This is a genomic window from Xenorhabdus bovienii SS-2004, assembly GCF_000027225.1.
Lineage (GTDB): Bacteria > Pseudomonadota > Gammaproteobacteria > Enterobacterales > Enterobacteriaceae > Xenorhabdus > Xenorhabdus bovienii_C.
Genome location: NC_013892.1, coordinates 3,295,693 through 3,312,553, shown reverse-complemented (window position 1 = coordinate 3,312,553; position 16,861 = coordinate 3,295,693). Strand labels below are relative to the sequence as shown.

The 16,861-nt window shown below is 51.2% G+C and carries 20 protein-coding genes; 3 read left to right on the top strand and 17 right to left on the bottom strand.

The genetic code is table 11. The features are described 5' to 3' along the window. Positions 1 to 71: 71 nt before the first annotated feature. The 10 genes from XBJ1_RS14515 to XBJ1_RS14470 are packed head-to-tail and all read right to left on the bottom strand — an operon-like array spanning position 72 to position 7,848. Positions 72 to 2,837, bottom strand: a complete 2,766-nt coding sequence (locus XBJ1_RS14515) for a conjugative transfer ATPase (protein WP_012989748.1) — start codon at positions 2,835 to 2,837, stop codon at positions 72 to 74. Continuing rightward, complete coding sequence (locus XBJ1_RS14510; RefSeq protein ID WP_012989747.1) at positions 2,837 to 3,238, bottom strand: TIGR03751 family conjugal transfer lipoprotein; 402 nt, start codon at positions 3,236 to 3,238, stop codon at positions 2,837 to 2,839. The genes XBJ1_RS14515 and XBJ1_RS14510 overlap by 1 nt, the downstream gene beginning before the upstream one ends. Further along, positions 3,226 to 3,582 (bottom strand): hypothetical protein, encoded by a 357-nt coding sequence (locus tag XBJ1_RS14505; RefSeq protein WP_012989746.1) that lies wholly within the window; start codon positions 3,580 to 3,582, stop codon positions 3,226 to 3,228. The genes XBJ1_RS14510 and XBJ1_RS14505 overlap by 13 nt, the downstream gene beginning before the upstream one ends. Then, a complete protein-coding gene (locus tag XBJ1_RS14500; protein WP_012989745.1) occupies positions 3,582 to 5,012 on the bottom strand; it encodes a TIGR03752 family integrating conjugative element protein in 1,431 nt (476 codons plus the stop codon). The genes XBJ1_RS14505 and XBJ1_RS14500 overlap by 1 nt, the downstream gene beginning before the upstream one ends. Next, positions 5,002 to 5,838 (bottom strand): TIGR03749 family integrating conjugative element protein, encoded by an 837-nt coding sequence (locus XBJ1_RS14495; RefSeq protein WP_012989744.1) that lies wholly within the window; start codon positions 5,836 to 5,838, stop codon positions 5,002 to 5,004. Before XBJ1_RS14495 ends, XBJ1_RS14500 begins: the two co-directional genes overlap by 11 nt. Then, positions 5,835 to 6,491 (bottom strand): PFL_4703 family integrating conjugative element protein, encoded by a 657-nt coding sequence (locus XBJ1_RS14490; protein WP_012989743.1) that lies wholly within the window; start codon positions 6,489 to 6,491, stop codon positions 5,835 to 5,837. The genes XBJ1_RS14495 and XBJ1_RS14490 overlap by 4 nt, the downstream gene beginning before the upstream one ends. Then, on the bottom strand, positions 6,488 to 6,862 hold the full coding sequence (locus XBJ1_RS14485; RefSeq protein ID WP_012989742.1) for a TIGR03750 family conjugal transfer protein: 375 nt from the start codon (positions 6,860 to 6,862) through the stop codon (positions 6,488 to 6,490). Before XBJ1_RS14485 ends, XBJ1_RS14490 begins: the two co-directional genes overlap by 4 nt. 10 nt (positions 6,863 to 6,872) lie before the next feature. Then, a complete protein-coding gene (locus XBJ1_RS14480) occupies positions 6,873 to 7,250 on the bottom strand; it encodes a TIGR03745 family integrating conjugative element membrane protein (RefSeq protein ID WP_012989741.1) in 378 nt (125 codons plus the stop codon). A gap of 35 nt (positions 7,251 to 7,285) precedes the next feature. After that, entirely contained in the window at positions 7,286 to 7,522 is a 237-nt protein-coding gene (locus XBJ1_RS14475; RefSeq protein ID WP_012989740.1) for a TIGR03758 family integrating conjugative element protein, read from the bottom strand. Then, positions 7,522 to 7,848: an RAQPRD family integrative conjugative element protein gene (locus XBJ1_RS14470; RefSeq protein ID WP_012989739.1), complete on the bottom strand. Its 327-nt coding sequence runs from the start codon at positions 7,846 to 7,848 to the stop codon at positions 7,522 to 7,524. The genes XBJ1_RS14475 and XBJ1_RS14470 overlap by 1 nt, the downstream gene beginning before the upstream one ends. A 149-nt stretch (positions 7,849 to 7,997) precedes the next feature. Here XBJ1_RS14470 and XBJ1_RS14465 point away from each other — a divergent pair, with 149 nt between their 5' ends. Beyond that, positions 7,998 to 8,690, top strand: coding sequence for a DUF5710 domain-containing protein (locus tag XBJ1_RS14465; protein ID WP_012989738.1), 693 nt, complete (start codon positions 7,998 to 8,000; stop codon positions 8,688 to 8,690). 188 nt (positions 8,691 to 8,878) lie between these two features. Here the strand turns inward: XBJ1_RS14465 and XBJ1_RS14460 are convergent, their stop codons facing one another. The 7 genes from XBJ1_RS14460 to XBJ1_RS14430 form a co-directional block, all read right to left on the bottom strand. Further along, complete coding sequence (locus XBJ1_RS14460; protein ID WP_012989737.1) at positions 8,879 to 9,532, bottom strand: DUF5066 family protein; 654 nt, start codon at positions 9,530 to 9,532, stop codon at positions 8,879 to 8,881. A gap of 116 nt (positions 9,533 to 9,648) precedes the next feature. Continuing rightward, entirely contained in the window at positions 9,649 to 10,407 is a 759-nt protein-coding gene (locus XBJ1_RS14455) for a TIGR03747 family integrating conjugative element membrane protein (protein ID WP_012989736.1), read from the bottom strand. Between the two features lie 9 nt (positions 10,408 to 10,416). Beyond that, positions 10,417 to 12,480 carry a type IV conjugative transfer system coupling protein TraD gene (gene traD, locus XBJ1_RS14450; RefSeq protein ID WP_012989735.1) on the bottom strand — a complete coding sequence of 688 codons (2,064 nt, stop codon included), beginning with the start codon at positions 12,478 to 12,480 and terminating at the stop codon, positions 10,417 to 10,419. Then, entirely contained in the window at positions 12,477 to 13,016 is a 540-nt protein-coding gene (locus XBJ1_RS14445) for an integrating conjugative element protein (RefSeq protein WP_012989734.1), read from the bottom strand. The genes traD and XBJ1_RS14445 overlap by 4 nt, the downstream gene beginning before the upstream one ends. Next, positions 12,995 to 13,693, bottom strand: a complete 699-nt coding sequence (locus XBJ1_RS14440) for a TIGR03759 family integrating conjugative element protein (RefSeq protein ID WP_012989733.1) — start codon at positions 13,691 to 13,693, stop codon at positions 12,995 to 12,997. The genes XBJ1_RS14445 and XBJ1_RS14440 overlap by 22 nt, the downstream gene beginning before the upstream one ends. Then, the gene (locus tag XBJ1_RS14435) at positions 13,690 to 14,226 is read right to left on the bottom strand and encodes a PilL N-terminal domain-containing protein (protein ID WP_012989732.1); all 537 of its coding nucleotides are present in this window, start codon (positions 14,224 to 14,226) and stop codon (positions 13,690 to 13,692) included. Before XBJ1_RS14435 ends, XBJ1_RS14440 begins: the two co-directional genes overlap by 4 nt. Positions 14,227 to 14,338: 112 nt before the next feature. Next, positions 14,339 to 14,623 carry a helix-turn-helix domain-containing protein gene (locus XBJ1_RS14430; protein ID WP_012989731.1) on the bottom strand — a complete coding sequence of 95 codons (285 nt, stop codon included), beginning with the start codon at positions 14,621 to 14,623 and terminating at the stop codon, positions 14,339 to 14,341. A 458-nt stretch (positions 14,624 to 15,081) separates the two neighbouring features. On the opposite strand from XBJ1_RS14430, the gene XBJ1_RS14425 reads away from it, so the two are divergent. After that, positions 15,082 to 16,173, top strand: coding sequence for an AAA family ATPase (locus tag XBJ1_RS14425; protein ID WP_012989730.1), 1,092 nt, complete (start codon positions 15,082 to 15,084; stop codon positions 16,171 to 16,173). Continuing rightward, the gene (locus tag XBJ1_RS14420) at positions 16,170 to 16,841 is read left to right on the top strand and encodes a DUF4276 family protein (protein WP_012989729.1); all 672 of its coding nucleotides are present in this window, start codon (positions 16,170 to 16,172) and stop codon (positions 16,839 to 16,841) included. Before XBJ1_RS14425 ends, XBJ1_RS14420 begins: the two co-directional genes overlap by 4 nt. Positions 16,842 to 16,861 lie beyond the last annotated feature (20 nt).

The following is a 16,861-nucleotide window of genomic DNA, read 5'->3' as shown; positions in this document are numbered from 1 at the left end:
ATAAACAAGGTAGTGAAAAATGAAGGCATTAGATACATTCCATCACAAAATATAATCAATGACTTGTTTGTTCATACAGAACCGGAATCAACCTTTAACCCCCGTGCGATATCCATTTTTCTGGCCACCAGAAAAGCGGCTTCCAGTTCACTGCACTGATGTTCACGCATTAACGCCCTACGCTCGGCTTTTTCTTCTTTTTCCGTCATCCCCAGCGCCAGATACAGGCTTGGGGGCACCACCCGAAACAAGGCTTCGATTTTTTTCGCTAATACCACACCTTCAGTATAACAACGGGGTAATTTGCTGGCAGAGAGCAATACGGCTTTTTCCTCTTCCGTCAGTTTCTTAAACCGGGCGATTTGCTCCACTTCATCCGGTGGCATGGTCAGACACAGCCACCATTCAGCCATATTCAGCATCTTTTCAGCAGTATCGGGGTAATCCGCCAGGTTTTGGGTGGCAAGCCACAGCCAGGTCCCCAGTTTACGCCACATTTTGACCACTTTAGTCATATAGGGTGATAACAGCGGGTTGGTGGTGGTGATATGTCCTTCATCAATCACCAGTTGCAGTTCGCGATCCTGATATTGATCCCGTTCAGCCAGGTTATTGACTTTGTTGATGAGTGACACCATCGCCAGTGCCATTTGCGCCGAGTAGTTCTCCCGTGCCAGTGTGCCCAAATCAATCAGGGTGACATCCACTTCCGGCCACGACGTACCGGGGCGGTTAAACAGTTCACCCTCAAAGCCTTGTGTAAACATTGACATGGCGCTGGCCATTTCATCTGCCCGTGCCCGTCGGTGAGCGGTGATTAACGGCTGGCCGTGTTCATCCTGCCGGTGATTACGGGCGATGGCATAAAGGGCATTCTGTAAATCCGAGGCCACCATCTGGCGTTTCTCGTTAAAGCTGGTCTGCGCCGCCATCATAATGGCCTCACGAATTAAACCGCGATCAGAGCGGGTCAGGCGTTCTTCTTCTCTTTTCTCACCACCGGTGATCATCAGTCGGGCGGCAATTTCCATTTCGCCCAGGATATCGCGCTGTTCATCCCCCTCCTCTTCCTGTTGTTCATCGGTATCGGGGATATCGGCTTCATTAATGCGCAATTGCTTGGGACTCAGTTTCAACAGTTGATGGGCATCGGCAAACAGCGCCAGACTGACGCCACAACCCGGTCTGATACCGATTTTATTGACCGTCAGCCCCAGACTTTCATAGTAATCGGCCAGCAAGCCAAAACTGTTTCCCGCCTCCACAATAAACAGACGCGGCCGATGTACTGCCATTAACTGGATGAGCGAGGCGCACAGGGTGGCGGATTTCCCCGCGCCGGTCGGACCAAACAGCAGTAAATGGGCATTCTGGGTGCGATCCTGTTTGTTCATCGGATCAAAGGTCAGCGGTGCCCCGCCCCGGTTAAAGAAACTGAACCCCGGATGCCCGGTGCCGGTCGAACGACCTGTCACCGGCAATAACCCGGCCAGATGCTGTACCCAGGTCAGGCGGCTGTACCCGTGTTTTTTGTCTTTCTGCGGGTTAAAGCACATCGGCAGTGCCCGTAACCAGGCATTCAGCGGTGACACACTGAATTCCGGCCGGACGGGCTGTAATCCGGCTGTCAGCAGGGTGGAGGATAATTGATGTACCCGGTGGTTTATATCATCCAGATCCCTGCCCCGCACCAGAAAGGCCAGCGCACTGCGGTACAATTTATGCCGCCGCCCCAGAAGTTCTTTCACTTCCTGCACATCCTGCCGGACGCGCAGCGATTCAGTATTTTCTCCCACCGCATTTTTCGTCAGCCGGGTAAAATCCTCTTCCAGCCTGTCCTGTGCCTGCGCCACAATGGTCAGCGAAACTACCGTCCCTGCCGGCATCATATCCATCAGAGTATTGATATTGTCGCCCCGTTTCACTTCGCCTGTCAGTGTTCCCGGTTCCGGCGGACGGCGCAGACGCTCAACCAGCACCGCTTTATGCGGTAACCCGTCAAACCACCAGACGCCCGCGTCGGGATCAGACACCGGCGGGGTAAACCACAGGCTTTCAGCAAAGTCATTGTTGACGGGGAGATCCGATAGGGTGGTGGTACCATAACTCACCGTATGGTAAAAATCGGCTTTTGCCATCCCCCAATCCGGTGCCGGATTAAAGTGACGTAACAGCCAACTGTGGATCTGGCCGCCATGTTGTCGGCGGGCAATCACACCGGCAGAAGCCAGTGACGAGACCAGACGTTCGCAGACCTGATTGAGCGCAGCCACCGCTGATAAGGCCGGATTGCTAACATGGGATCTGCGCCCGTCAGGCAGCCACCGATAAACCACCATACGGGTCTGGCGTTGCTGGCCCCGCCACGGTTGCCCGGTGATTAAGCTGTCCTGAAATATCCCGTCAGGCCGGGCAATGCTGTTCAGGTGATGCTCTGATTCCGTCAGAAAGGCGTCAGTAAACAGTGTTCCCTGTGCCCAGGGTTTCACATAGCCCCGCAAGGTGTTGAGATAGTCAGCAGGATCATCGTCATCCTGACAAAAAAACTGCACCACCCACGGCGAAATATCATCTTCTTCCAGACTGTCCTGGATCGCATCTTCCAGTTGATCCCGGATTTCAGTCAACCGCTCAGCGGGACGGCCTTCGGTGGCAATGGATTCAATCTGATAGACCGCGCCGACGGAAATCCCGTCATCCAACAATAAACATTGCCCGTCTTCCAGATATTCCACCCAGGGCAGGTAATCGATGATGGAAGGGTTTGCATGGTAAATAGTAGTTTCATCCGCCTCACGCAATTTACCGGGACGGTTCAGTGCCTTGGGTTTTTCCATTACAGTGCCTCCGTGCGTTCACCCGACAGGGCATATTGTACTTGGCTGTAAAATGGGAACACCGTGCTGTAGCCCGGTATCGGCGTATTGCCGGCGACCAGATGCGGAAAAACATACATCACCATATCGGGATTGGGTAAGCGGGGAAACTGTTGGCTGATTTCCTGCGCGGCTGAACGGCTGTAATGATAGGGTTCTTCCAGTGCCCTGAGCCGTTCAGATACAGTTAAAGAACGGCGCAATGTTTCCCTTGCCGATGCGGTGGCATGACCGGCCTTATTCCCCTGCCACATTGCCAGCACCGTTTGCTCTCCGGCAGGTAATAAGGTCTCTTTCGAGGTAGCACAGCCGGCCAGTAACCCCGCCAGACACACTATCCCATAATATTTTATTTTCCACATACGGCGGTCTCCGGGGTGCCAAAGACGGTAAACGTGGCAAATTCCGGGTGTACTGCCAGCTCTGATAAGGTAAAAGGCAAAGGCTTCCACTGTTCAGGCGCCATGCTGACTTTACCGTCCACCACTGCCTGCCACTGGGTTTCCGTCAGGCGGAAAACAGTAAAATCTCCGTCACTCAACGGCTGACATTCTCTGCCGGCTGAAAGATACAACCGACACTCTTTTTTGCGCACTGTACGCCAGTAAAGCTGTACCTGTGCGGGTTCAGCCCGTGACGTCACCGGCACTTGCAGGCAATACGGGGAACCCGCACTGAATATCCACTGAGAAGGGGTCTTTTCCATTAATCTAATGCTTCCTGATTGTCACGTTGGGCGGCCTCACGCACGCCGTAGCGCACCTTACGTCCTTTCGTTTCGTAATCAATCGCCAGGCGTTGTGTGATATGCACCACAACACGGGCACCGGGCGGGACGTAAATCGCATCAAACGTCTGGCTGTAGCGCTGTCTGAGCCATTCGCTCATGTCATTCATGCCACCTGACATCGCTTTGCCCAATGCGGCCTGTCCGGCATTGCCCGTTAACGCGGTGGTGATACCGCCTGTGCCGCTGGTCTGGGCAGTACGCTGACTTTCACTCAGGGCATCGCCGGCCGAATGCATGGCCGAGAGCGCAAACAGGGTCGGCAGATAGGTGGCGGCGTTGGATTTGCGCTCACCGCTGATACAGGGAATGCCGTTTTCATCAGACAGCCAGCCGATGCCGTTCGCGCTGGTATTGTTGTTTTGCCCGCTGCCCGGCAGGGTACGCACCGTGCCATCCTGAAAAACAACCGTGATGGAATTGACCTGACCGCGCACGCAGGAGAGTGTCCAGTCGCCACTGGCTGAGCCGGACACCACCGCCCCTTCCACCTCCGGCAGTTCAATGCCGTTGGCCGTCAGGTTGTCTTTGCCGATAAGGATTTTGAATGGATAAGGGTCAGTCACTGCACCATTGACGGGAACACGGCCTAATAACGCGGTCATGGCCTGACTGCCCACTAACGTGGCATTTTCAGGCAGGGTATAGACCGGCTGTTCATTTTCTTCCTTTGATGGGTTTTGAAGCGATGGGCTTTGGGGCTTACTTTGCCCGGCGGCTGACTGTTCACTTAAAAATGAGGTCGGGAACTGCGCCGTGGCTTTTCCACTGCCGGGGGTTTGTATGTCTGCGGGCTTTTCATCGGCCGGTGTTATCCAGATAAGTTCATTCTGCCCTGTGCCTGCATTGGCAGAATACGGAATACTTCCCGACCCAAGTGGTATCGGACTGTCCGGCGCAGACAAAGGCGCTGAATTTAAGCGTTCCGTCAGTAAATCAATCTGTGCCAGCAATCCCTGCTGTTCATCCTGTAATTCACGCCGGCGCTGTTCATCGTCCTGCCGGATAGCTGCCACCGCCGCGTCTATCTGACCGGCGACATCCTGACGCTGATTTTTTAACTGGTCATTTTCTTTCAGGATATCGGCATTCTGCTGACCTAAGCGTTGCTGCTCTGACCGCACTTTATTGAGTGTTCCCACCAGCGTACGCAAGGTATCTTCCGGCGTATCACCGCCGACACCCAGCGCCTGTAACTCCTCCGGTGACAATGTGGCCAGGACATTGTTGGGTGGCGTATCGGGCGCGGTAGTGTCGGTTGAGCTGCAACTTTTGATGCCGATAAACCCGCCGACCATCAGCACCATCGGCACCAGGATTTTCACCAGACTGTTGGATTTAACCTGCATGACGGCCTCCCGGTTTCACTGTTACCGGCTCAGGGATAAAAGCATTATCCGGCTGTCCTCGGGTCACAAGATACAGCACTGTGGTATCTTCCGGTGTCCCTGCTTCACCCAGCCAACGATGCTGAAACGTTGCTGCGACAAATTGCCCCTGCAAGGCTCGTGGGTCGAGCGTAATGTTGCGTTTGGCCGTATTACGCAGTTTCAGGGCTACCACCGTGTAATTTTGCATGCCCCAGCCGGCCAGCGGGGAAACCGCAATCGGTTCCGACGGATAGACGGTGGTGATGGCGGCGGGTAAATGCAGACTGACCGGGTGGATCCCCGTAACCGGCTCGACGGTACGCAGCGGGGCATAAAGCTGCTGAGCGGCATAGCGGGTTAATATCACAGGCGCGGGAGCCAAAGGTGCTGATTTTCTCTGATGCGGTGCCCCCTCTTTTGGTACAGAATTTTTTTCATCCGGATAAAGAATGCGGACGGGTTCCGTTGGCCCCGTTTTGGTGGCGGTAATATCCAGTAAGATAATTTCGCCGTTTTCACTGTCCTGCAATTGCAGACGGGTAGACGGAAAAGATTGGCTGGCTTTCAGGTAAATGGCTCCCCCTGCGCTCTGCACCCGCAGTTTATCGCTGAGTGACGGAGACAAACCAACACGGACATTTCTGTCTGCGAAAATAATCCGCTCCTGACCTACCTTGAGGGCAATGGATAACGGAATGCGTTCCCATTTCATCAGTTCATCAGCCTTTGCACCGAGGCTGAACAGCACGAGGCTGACCAATCCCAGCCAAAAACAGGCAGAAGAGCAAGATGGATATCTTTTCATTGGAACACCCCCTTTTTCTCTTCCACAGGTTGCGGCATCGCTTCCAGACGCTGCGGCATCCTGTCGTAACAATCCAGTGCCAGCCCGAAAGGATTACGCTCCGCATCGCCCTCCCAGCGCACCACTTTCAGGGAATAGCGCACCAGCGCCCGTTTGACCGGCTCGGCGTGATAATATTCATCGGCCACCAAATCCAGCCGCACCACCCAGTTATCCCGGTTACGCACCGTCACACTTTTCGTCCCGTAGCCCCGGCCGGGGATCTCATACACCACCCGCACCCGATCAAGCAGCTCACCACTGTCGGCCCGGGTTTTGGCATCCTCCTGCAAAAAATCCTGACAGGCGGGGGTCAGGTAAGGCGACAAAGCCGCAATTTTAGCCGGGTAGTCCTGTGCCCCGTTTTTCGGCCAGGCGTTCAGTTGCTGGAAAAGATAAAAGGCAAAACTGTAGACACTCGGCGCAGGCACTTCCCACCACGGGCGGGTGCTGCCGCTGCGTAAGTCCGGCGGATTATGGATGGTGAGACTACGCGGTGACGTCATCCAGCCCGTGAGCGTAATCAGCAAGACCAGTATCAGCACCCCGCAGACAAGCCGCAGGGTCAGAATATGCTGGTCACGGTTTTTCAGCGCATGACGAAACCGGCTCATCGCAGGCTCCCGTTACGATGAGTCAGCCTGCTTCGACGCAACGACCAACCCTGAGCCGCAATAATCAATGCCGGATCACCGATACCCAGCCGGCGTTTTTTCTCTTCCAGTGTCAGCCAGAGATAATTTTCCGGTTTGCCGCGCTTAAGCTGAGCGAGCCAGCGACCGCCAAAACTAATCAATAACAAGGGCATGAACAGCATACCCGTCGGTATCATGACCCAGCCGGCTAACGGGATAAAAGGAAGGCTCACCATCAACCCGAATGCCAGCCCCAGCAAAGCGGCCAGCCCCATTTCCGGTGTGGTGAATCCGCGAAATACGACCGGTTCGGCATTTAAGCGATCGGGTAAAAACGGGATCGTCTGCATCAGCGGTACCTCAAAAGATAATGCCGGCCGATTTCGCCAGCAGCCAAATCACCGCAACCAATAGCACTACGCCGACCACGATGATCGAGCCAAACTGGGTCCAGGTGGCTTTGCCGTCCCGCACTTCCGAAAAGGTTTCAACCGCCGCCGACGCGACCTTAAAAAACGCCACTGCCGAAAGGATCAGCCCGCCAATCACAATGCCATCCTGCGCATAGCCTTTCACCTGTCCCAGTAATCCGCCCCCGCCGCCACTTTTTGGCGGTTCGATGGCAGGTAAATCCGCCCAGGCGGACTGACAGGAAAAGCCGAACAGCAAAAGGAGTGTGCTTATTCTGGTTATCAGATTCGCACTGAGACGACGGCAGACGGTAAAAATTGGCTTCATGTTCAATCCATTCCTTTTTCATTATGTTCGTTGCATCAGCTGGCAAACATCCAGACCGCAACCACCAGTAAGATGGCGGTTCGCATGGCAAACTGGCTGATGGTCTGGTTACGTACTTTTTCATTCGCCCAGCCGTTCCAGACATCGACCGCGGCCCAGGCGGCCCAGAGAAACAGGGTGGCCAGGAAAAATCCGACGCAGACCAGATACAGAAAAGTGATATCAAAATGCCCCGAGGCCACGGTAAAGGCAGTGCGTTGTGCCTCCGTCATTACGGGCGTTCCTGACGGTAATGACCGGATAACACGTTTGATTCCTGCTGCTGGGCGCGGGAAGGGGTCAGGTAGTGATCAATACCGGATTTAATGGTGTTGAGATCCGCTTTGATACGGAGGTAATCAAAGTCATAGCGAGGGCGGGTTGGGGTGTCAGCCTGCTTTTCAGCGAGGTTTGCGCGCTCCAGTGCCATCTGCACCTGCTCAATCAGATTTTTTGCACTCGCCAGTTCGTCTTTCTCGGCCGCCTGCGCAATCGGTACACACATCAGGATCAGACTCAGCAGACAGGCAGAACGGGACAGGGAAAAGTAACCGTGCATAAACATTCACCTCGTTACGGATTTCAGGATGCCGAGGATGCGGGGTTTTTTAGGGCAGATCAGCAATAAACTCTTTATGCTTTGGTGAAAATTAGCTAAATAGTCTGACTAATTTATTTGGTTAACGATTTAAGAATGAAGGAAAACACATGCTGCGGATTGATTTAAACGTCCCCGATGATGAATACGAGCAGGCACGGAAGCTGGGTGCACACTGGGATGCCGCCGCCCAAATCTGGTATATTGACAACAGTTTTGACCCGACGCCGTTTATGAACTGGTTGCCGTTCTACAATGTGCACGCTGAATTCTGGTATCTCGCCCAGACCCAAACATCCTGCCCGCACTGTCATGAACACACCACCGTGACGGCGTTTATGCTGCCTGCCGGACACCAGCTACTGGAAGCGGATAACGGCGATGAACCCGGCACGGAAGTTGACTACACAGAGCAGGACAGCCCGGCGTTTTTGTTTTATCTCGCCGATATTCCCTCACTCGTGCGTAACGTGCTGCCCGGTTTTCACCACCGCCTTCGCAAAGCGGTCAGCCAGCGACTGCACCGGCAGCACTGGATAAACCACTGCGAACACTGTGGTGCACAACAGGATGATACCGAACTGTTTGCAGAAATCGGCGGCGCATTTTTTCCTGCCTCCAGAGAGCAAGCGGCGACTCTTCAGCTGCATCGTATCGATCAGCCGTTTGTGGGGTATTGTGAAGATATTTCGCATCATCACTACCATTTTGACCCGAAGCAGGATAACCGTATCTGTAAAGCGTGTGACGGGTTTGAGTGGATGACGCAGGTGGTGAATGCACCGTCAAAGTACCAGCATTAGCCTGAAAGACTGACGCGCCGCTGGGCGGCTTGTCTGCTGACGCTGAACTGCAAAACAAAACCCGTTTTGCAGTTCAGCGTCCAGCATCATTAGCTATAAATACTTTTTAAATATTGAGACTGCCATCCGCGTCACCATACACAGCATCATCGTAGAGCATCAGAATAATTCTTCTAATAAAAAGGATATTAATCCTCATACGCTGCCATTTTTTCGTAAAAGGCTTCATGAAGCCTTTCTTTTTCTAATAATGCAGCGTCTCTCAATTCATATTTCTCCCGTTTCTCCTGAAATGTATTCTCAGGATCAATTTCTTCCACGATCTCGAAAATACCTGATAAGTAATCTATTAGAGAGCACTCAGATAACCAAAACTCCTCCACTTCTTGCCTTGTAATCGGGTATTCACCATTTTCATCCAGTTCAGACGTATAAATCCAAATACGTTGGTCTCCCGGATGAGCGATCGAAAATAGAGCAGGTAAATCAGGCGAATCATTCCAGATTGGCATTAAATCTTCCATTTCAACGTCAGGAATGTTACTGACATAATAGGAACCATAAAAAGCAAATTCATCAGGATCCCATGAGGTTATTATATTTTTTTCTATTGAATCAATGAGATATTCAAATACTTTATTGCCATAAGGGTTGGTGAGATCGCAATCATAAGCAAGTAACGCGGAGAGGCTCTTCGGTAGAGGTGCAGTTTCTGTTCTGTTTGGGGCGCGGTATTTTCGCAGACGAAGACGATTCAATTTTTCGCTGGGCATTGGATTAAGGACTGTATTCTTATTTTTCCTTTTTATAGCAGACAAAAATGTATCAAATTGATTTTCCATTATTGATTCCTTTTAACAATTAATACCGAGGCAAGATGACAAAAATTCTTTAATCAAATTAATTCAATAAAATCCACAGCGACATTTGTACTTTCTGTTTTTGAAAGTACGTCAGACTATAAATACTTTTTAAACATCGATGTGGTGATCACCACTGCCATACCTAAAAATAGCGCTGCTGGCAACAATATCACCATAGGATACACCACATTCGGCCACGATAAATACAGTACACAGGGAACCGTGCAGGCCGGTTTTATCCCTCGCTTGGCATGGTGATAGACAAAACTGGATTCATACCCGGCTCCGTAACGTCGTAAGTCCCGACGTCCCAGCCCGTCAACCAGTGCCACCAAAATCACCATCACAAATAAGGGTACGTATAACAACAAAATTACCAGTCGGATCAGCGTCACCATCGTGATAAACACCGTGGCCAGCCAATATTCTTGCAAATAGCCCGATACACCCTGTAATACGGAATTTAATTCACGCATAAAATCATTACGGCTATGGAACTGATATTGTGATTGTCCCTGAACCCAGTTCATAAAACCACTGTCCACAAACAGCCATTGATAGGCTTGCGCCAACCCTGCCGAAACGGTTTGTGAGGGTTCTGACAGCAACAGACTTCGGGTAAATTCTGAGGAGAGATAGTTAAGCTCTGTCTTCATCATGTTCTGACTGTGAGCGGCGCCCTGTTCCGGCCAGAAAAAAGCCATACCGAGATATTCCAGTAACAGGCTGAATAGCCAGGACATCACCATAAACCCAATAAGTTGCCACGGCCATTCCCATAACAGACGATACAACAGGCCATGCTTGCGGGGCGGTTGGGAAGATTGACGGGAGGGATTTTCTGATTGAGCCATAACCGGAAACTACCCCTTCTCTTCCCACCAATTTTCACTGGTGCGGTAGTGCCTGCGCATCTGTTCAGCGATGTTCTGCAAATTGGCCGGCATCAGAGCATCATCGTCATCTCCCGTTGGCAAAGGCATACGGATTTTCCACAACTGCCCACCTTCCAATAACGCAAACGCCTGCCCTTTCGGCAAGTTAATCATTTCAGCGGGCGTAATTAGTGGTGTTTTGACGGTGCCTACCCTATCTTGTGTGGACGAGGTAAAATCCTGCCCCTGTTCAACATCAGCAATATCTGAATGCCCCGATACCAGGGTCTTACTGTAGATTTCCACTTCCGGCAGCTGGCTGGTGAGAAGTTCTGCCGTCCGGTTATCCCGCACACGCAACATAATCAAAGTGTTGAAGTTACCTATCACCTGCGCCGTTTTGGCCATGCTGCCGATACGGGCCTCGATATCGGAGGAGGTCTGGGTATATGCCGTCACCTGCATGCCCGCGCCGCCACCTTTATTAATCAGCGGAATAAATTCATCGCCCATCAGTTCATTGAATTCATCACAATGCAGGTTAATCGCTAGCTTACCGTCATGACGTACCGGCAATCCGGCGTTCATGCCATATTTGTAAATTTGCCCGGCGACACTGACCAAATCTGCAAACATGCTGTTGCCTACCGCCGAGGCCACATCACTGTCAGACAGCGCATCCAGCCCGATATAGACAATCCCATTTTTGCGGATCACCTGTTCCCAGTCGAAGATAGGACGCAGATCCGCCATATTGAGATAATCCGGTGACAATAATTCCGCAATTTTGCCTGTGGTCAGTTTCTCCAGCAGCGGCAATAAGGACGCGACAATTTTATCAAAATAGGTACGGTCATAACGCACGGCAGAACGCAGACCATCCAGAATCGGGTCATAGAGTTGCTTGCCTGCGTCAGAACTCAGCGTCATTTCCATCGCCCAGAGCCGGAGGGCATCGGGTTGCCCCTGCATATTGCGCGGAATGTCTTTTTCTTTCAGTTTGCTGAGGGAATGATTGATTTGCGCCAGCAGATCCGGCTGTCTTTCCTCCATCATTCGGGTGGCATAGCGCTGATACAGTTCGCTGATATTATTGACGTAGCGGGTGATGAGCTGGTAATCCGGCCGATGCCCCAGAGCCACCAAAGCTCGGGCAACAATATTGACAAACCGCCAGGCAAATTCACGGAACGCGGCGCTGTTGCCTTCGCCGCTGAGCTGACCGGCCAGACGGGAAGCCACTTCGGACACCCGGCCAAACCGCCCGACGGCGTTATAACGCGCCGAAATCTCCGGCCAGCCCAGATGAAAGAGGGACAGTTCATTGCCGCGACCCGCGCGGTGCGCTTCTGCCCAAATGCGCCTTAACAGATCAGCGTCGCCTTTGGGATCAAAGACGATCACCACTTCACCGCGCCGGATATCCTGCGTGATAAGCAGTTCAGCCAGCCGGGTTTTTCCCACACGGGTAGTCCCCATCACCAGCGTATGCCCGACCCGTTCGCGCAGATCCATAAAAACATCAGTCTCCTGTGGTTCAATCCCGTGGAGTGCCGGATTACCGCCCACTGGTGGCAGCGGACGTACCGGATTAAATGGCGAGTCTTTGCGTAATAGCGCAGATAATGCCGGCCAACGGTATTCAGTTCGACGCTCCAGTGCGCGGGCAAGCTGATAAGCCTGAGACGGTTGCACAAATCGTTCGACCTCCGGTCGTCGCGTATCCTGCAAACGCTGGGTATGCTTCTGTTGCCAGCGAAATCCCCTGCCCAGAAACAACTGCCGGTGACTGACGGGAATTTGCCTGGTGCTCATCTGGTAACGTGGCAGGCGACGCAGGTTTCTGCGATAACGGATGACCTGAATACCCTGCCATGTGCGTATCATTGCCAGTACGGCAAAACCGCCTGCCATGACATAGCTGACTGAAGGTGCCAGTGCGATGGCCCAAGGCGCCCTGATACAGACAAAAGCCGCAACGACTGAGACCACCGCAGTATTCAGCTCGACGGCAGGACGCAGCAGGGCTTCAACCACATAATGGCGGCTCATGGTGATAACTGTTGGGAAAGTTGAGTTTCCGTGATCAACACCGGATAATGTTGCAGTTGCAATCGACGAGCCAGCTCGGTGCCGGAAGCAGGCGATAACAATAAATCCGGTGCCAATGCCCGCAGTGACTGCAAACCCGCCATTTCCCTGACATTGACGACCAGACCCACAGCATGCAGTTTCGTCAATGTGGCCGCATTCTGGCTTAACCACCGGCGTGAACCGGGATCATCCCCAATCAGAAACAGTGCCCCAATTCCCGGCAATTGCAGTGGTCTGCTTGACACTTTTCCCGGCGTCAGCTCCAGTGTTTTGACAGGCAACATCGCCGCTTCACCTGCCATTTCAGGTGAGGAATTTTGCACCGATGACACAGGCTCATCGCGTTGCTCAGCATTAATGCTTTCATAAAAAGGCGAGGCATCTTTGCCGCCTAAATCGGCAATGATGTTCAGTTCAGCATGGCAGGCACTTATCCATAACAGGCCGATAACGGGAAATACACTCAGCCGTTTCATAATGATGTGATTTGCCATCCCTGCTCTCCCTGCCGTAATAAAATCGGCATGATGCCCTGCCCGAACCGGAACCAGTACCCCGCATCATGATTCAATGTGATGTGTCGGTTGCGTACCCGTTCAACGGGGATACGGTGTTTTTTGGCCCATTGCCGTAGTGTGTCATCATTGCCCTTGCTGTCGACCAGATAAATGTCAATCGGTTGCATCAATGCCAGAACTTCCGCTAAACGGGCGTCACACGGCGGGCAATCGTTGATTTTGACAAACAACGCCAAACGCCCCTTTGCCTCACCGGATTTCTCCATATTGACCGGCAACATATCCGGAAATAATCGTTGCCAGGCGGCATCCACTTCCCGCTGAAAACGCAGTTCTTTTTCAGTGCGGGCAAATTCCGCTTTGACCCACTGCTCAGCATAACGGCGGCGTTCTGCATCACTTTCAGCTTCAATCCCCAGGGTTGTCAACGGATCAAGCCCCGGCGACTGAATTCCCCTTGGACCATTCAATAATTGCTGATAACGCCGATATTCATCCGTGCTCAATCCCCATTGCCCGGCCTGTATTCTCAATGTTTGCTTTTGGCTTTCCACCGTATGTGCCTGCTGCGACGTTAAGGGTGACGGTGTGGCTGCCCATGTTGGGCTGATGAGCACTATCCACGTTACCAGACCGATTTGATGTAATCTCATGGCTGCTTTCCCTGCCGGGGTTGTGGAAGCTGATAACCCGGCCGCAAATGGTGACAAACCTCACGTTGCACCTCATCCACCTCCAGTTGCCAGGCCGGGCCTGCCATAAGCTGCAAAGCGGTACGCAGCCGGACAGGGCCTAACTGATAGTGCACAGACGGCAACGGCTGGCGATATAAAATGTCATTGGTTTTTTCAGGCGCACATAACCGATAACCCGACTGGCGTAATACGTCACGCAGGGCATCGGCTACCGTGGGATGCTGAGACGCCGGAATATGAACCTCAATCAATTGGGAAAGCGGATCACGCTGTGCTGCTGTTGGGTCGGTACTTACCAGGATATAACGACCGTAACGGACTACTTCCGGCGCTTGTTGATAAATATCGGGTGAGACGGGCTGAATATTGCGCGTGAGCTGCGTTGCTGAAATGGCTTTTTCGGAAGCACATTGAGACGGCGGTTTATTTGACGGGGCATTGCAACCCGTCAGGATAGTGACCAATACACCCATTAATACGGTTATTCTCATTCCTGTTATTCCTGCCCGGCAATCAAAGCGCAAAGCGCCAATGTGCAGGAAATAACAGGATTTATTCAATCAACAACTGAAACTGCCTTTTAGGAAATAAAAACGTTATCGCTTATTGCTCTGAAGATTCTGCTGAAACCGTTTTACGCACGGTACGCTCAATCAACTGACCATATTGGTCAAAATAACGACTCGGCCAGATTTCAGAGGGATGAACATCGAGATAATTTGCAATGATCCATTCCCCTTTTGGCCAGGCGCGGGACAGGGTGTTGGCGAGAGTTGAAGAGCTTAATCCGGCTTCGCGGGAGACGGCGGCGAGTGTTGTACCACGCTTGCGTAATGCGCAAATAATTTCGGCTGGGTGCCAGTCTTTCTGAGTGTGAGTCATAGTCATACCTGCTTCCCCTTCTTTTGATTATTGAATGGTGGCGATTCAAGACAGGGATTCTCAGGTACCGGGTACACTCAACCGGTGAGACGTTAGTCTCCCCCGCCTGAACCGCCATAGAAGGTGCGATAACAGGCACACTGGTAGAAACATCCTACCAGTGGAGTGTTTTTATGAGGCCTGAGATTCCTCACTATCGGATTTTGCCGATAGCTTTTTTACTTTAACGAATTCCGTTATCTAATTCAATAATCGAATGTGTAAGTTTAACAAGTTAATAAAATTGTTGGATTATGCCTTCTGCATCAATTTAACACATAAAAAAACCCGCCTATTTGCGCATTCTCTCAATGAAAGACTCAGCGTGGCAGGTGTACTTAACCACGATTATACCCATTAAGCCGCAGTCAGAAAAGTGTATAATAAGGCAAACTTGAATCGCATAATGCTGAAAAGGCAATATTATGAAACCAGTAACCAATAATGACCATTTAAGCCGAATTAAGATAACAGGCTACAAATCTATTGCGGAATGTGATTTACCGATGGGATGCCTGAATGTACTCATTGGAGCCAATGGTGCTGGAAAATCAAATTTTATCAGTTTCTTTCGCCTCATTGCCACCGTACTTGATCATCGTCTACAGTCTCTTGTTGGCAAAATGGGCGGCCCTGATACATTGCTGCATTTTAGCCGTAAGAAAACCGAATATATGAGTTCTGAACTTTATTTTGGTCACAATGGCTATAAATTTGAACTGGAATCCACCAATGACAATCGTATGATGTTCCGGCATGAATCACTTTTTGGGAATATCAGCGGTGATTATGATATCGGCTCGGGTCATTTTGAATCTCAGGTCGATAAACATCACACAGGCATCAACGATGATACCTTACCTGCCATGCTCCGTTGGCGGGTGTACCATTTTCATGATACGAGTGACAGTGCCAGAGTTAAACAAACTCATCGTATTAATGACAATGATTATCTGCGGGAGGATGGTGCCAATTTAGCGGCATTTCTGTATCGCCTGCAAAAACATCATCCGCAGCATTACAGGCGCATTATCAAAACCCTTCAGATGGTTGCACCGTTTTTTGGTGATTTTTACCTGCGATCCACTCCGGATAATGCCGATTACATTCAACTCGAATGGACAGAAAAAGAGCAGGACATTCCTTTTAAAGCCAGTGAACTATCTGATGGCACTCTGCGCTTTATTTTATTGGCTACCGTATTGCTGCAACCCGAAAATTATATGCCCGGCTCAATTATTATTGATGAACCTGAACTCGGACTCCATCCCTATGCCATTAACGTACTGGCAGGTTTGATCAAAAATGCCAGCAATAAACATCAAATTATTATTTCTACCCAGTCGGTCGAACTGGTTAACCAATTTGATGCTGACGATCTGATTGTTGTCGACAAGCAACAAGGCGCCTCCACTTTTAAACGCCTGAATCATGAAATGCTTTCTGAATGGCTTGAAGACTATAGCCTCGGGGAATTATGGAAGAAAAACTTACTCGGCGGGAGACCACAACGATGATCCGCATCAATGTTTTTGTCGAAGGGCAGACAGAAGAAACTTTCGTGCGGGATGTGCTGGCACCTTATTTTTCTGCACAGCAAATCTACCTGTCCCCTATATTGGCTCAGACGAGTGCCAGCCAAAAAGGCGGGATCACAAGTTATGGCAAAGTAAAACACCAGATTACCCGCTTGTGTCGGCAAGATCCCAGTGCGTTCGTCACCACGCTCATCGACTACTATGGCCTGCCGACTGATTTCCCCGATTACAACAAACAACGGGATAATGCTGCCAGCGAACGGGTAGTGAAGCTGGAGCAGGCTTTTGCTGATGATATTGGGCAGGCCAATTTTATTCCCCATCTGTTATTACATGAATTTGAAGCGCTGCTATTTTGCCAACCCGAAAAATTTGCAGACTGGCTTGATGACAGCGCCCCCATTGCTGCACTACAAGCCATCAGAAGTGAATTTGCTACCCCGGAGGATATTAATAATAGCCCGCAAACGGCGCCATCCAAGCGGATTCTAACCATCATCCCTCATTATCATAAAACCTTGCATGGCCCACTGATTGCCGGTGATATAGGTTTAGATACCATTCGCTCTCAATGCCCGCATTTTAATCAGTGGTTAGAAATGCTGACTAATTTGATAGCACGTATTCAATTTGCTCCGAAAAAATAGAAACAGGCCCTGTTTTCACA

What these genes read in the sequence shown, in the direction of transcription:
- XBJ1_RS14515 (WP_012989748.1), bottom strand. Translation starts at nt 2,837, where the DNA reads ATGGAAAAACCCAAGGCACTGAACCGTCCCGGTAAATTGCGTGAGGCG.
- XBJ1_RS14510 (WP_012989747.1), bottom strand. Translation starts at nt 3,238, where the DNA reads ATGTGGAAAATAAAATATTATGGGATAGTGTGTCTGGCGGGGTTACTG.
- XBJ1_RS14505 (WP_012989746.1), bottom strand. Translation starts at nt 3,582, where the DNA reads ATGGAAAAGACCCCTTCTCAGTGGATATTCAGTGCGGGTTCCCCGTAT.
- XBJ1_RS14500 (WP_012989745.1), bottom strand. Translation starts at nt 5,012, where the DNA reads ATGCAGGTTAAATCCAACAGTCTGGTGAAAATCCTGGTGCCGATGGTG.
- XBJ1_RS14495 (WP_012989744.1), bottom strand. Translation starts at nt 5,838, where the DNA reads ATGAAAAGATATCCATCTTGCTCTTCTGCCTGTTTTTGGCTGGGATTG.
- XBJ1_RS14490 (WP_012989743.1), bottom strand. Translation starts at nt 6,491, where the DNA reads ATGAGCCGGTTTCGTCATGCGCTGAAAAACCGTGACCAGCATATTCTG.
- XBJ1_RS14485 (WP_012989742.1), bottom strand. Translation starts at nt 6,862, where the DNA reads ATGCAGACGATCCCGTTTTTACCCGATCGCTTAAATGCCGAACCGGTC.
- XBJ1_RS14480 (WP_012989741.1), bottom strand. Translation starts at nt 7,250, where the DNA reads ATGAAGCCAATTTTTACCGTCTGCCGTCGTCTCAGTGCGAATCTGATA.
- XBJ1_RS14475 (WP_012989740.1), bottom strand. Translation starts at nt 7,522, where the DNA reads ATGACGGAGGCACAACGCACTGCCTTTACCGTGGCCTCGGGGCATTTT.
- XBJ1_RS14470 (WP_012989739.1), bottom strand. Translation starts at nt 7,848, where the DNA reads ATGCACGGTTACTTTTCCCTGTCCCGTTCTGCCTGTCTGCTGAGTCTG.
- XBJ1_RS14465 (WP_012989738.1), top strand. Translation starts at nt 7,998, where the DNA reads ATGCTGCGGATTGATTTAAACGTCCCCGATGATGAATACGAGCAGGCA.
- XBJ1_RS14460 (WP_012989737.1), bottom strand. Translation starts at nt 9,532, where the DNA reads ATGGAAAATCAATTTGATACATTTTTGTCTGCTATAAAAAGGAAAAAT.
- XBJ1_RS14455 (WP_012989736.1), bottom strand. Translation starts at nt 10,407, where the DNA reads ATGGCTCAATCAGAAAATCCCTCCCGTCAATCTTCCCAACCGCCCCGC.
- traD (WP_012989735.1), bottom strand. Translation starts at nt 12,480, where the DNA reads ATGAGCCGCCATTATGTGGTTGAAGCCCTGCTGCGTCCTGCCGTCGAG.
- XBJ1_RS14445 (WP_012989734.1), bottom strand. Translation starts at nt 13,016, where the DNA reads ATGGCAAATCACATCATTATGAAACGGCTGAGTGTATTTCCCGTTATC.
- XBJ1_RS14440 (WP_012989733.1), bottom strand. Translation starts at nt 13,693, where the DNA reads ATGAGATTACATCAAATCGGTCTGGTAACGTGGATAGTGCTCATCAGC.
- XBJ1_RS14435 (WP_012989732.1), bottom strand. Translation starts at nt 14,226, where the DNA reads ATGAGAATAACCGTATTAATGGGTGTATTGGTCACTATCCTGACGGGT.
- XBJ1_RS14430 (WP_012989731.1), bottom strand. Translation starts at nt 14,623, where the DNA reads ATGACTATGACTCACACTCAGAAAGACTGGCACCCAGCCGAAATTATT.
- XBJ1_RS14425 (WP_012989730.1), top strand. Translation starts at nt 15,082, where the DNA reads ATGAAACCAGTAACCAATAATGACCATTTAAGCCGAATTAAGATAACA.
- XBJ1_RS14420 (WP_012989729.1), top strand. Translation starts at nt 16,170, where the DNA reads ATGATCCGCATCAATGTTTTTGTCGAAGGGCAGACAGAAGAAACTTTC.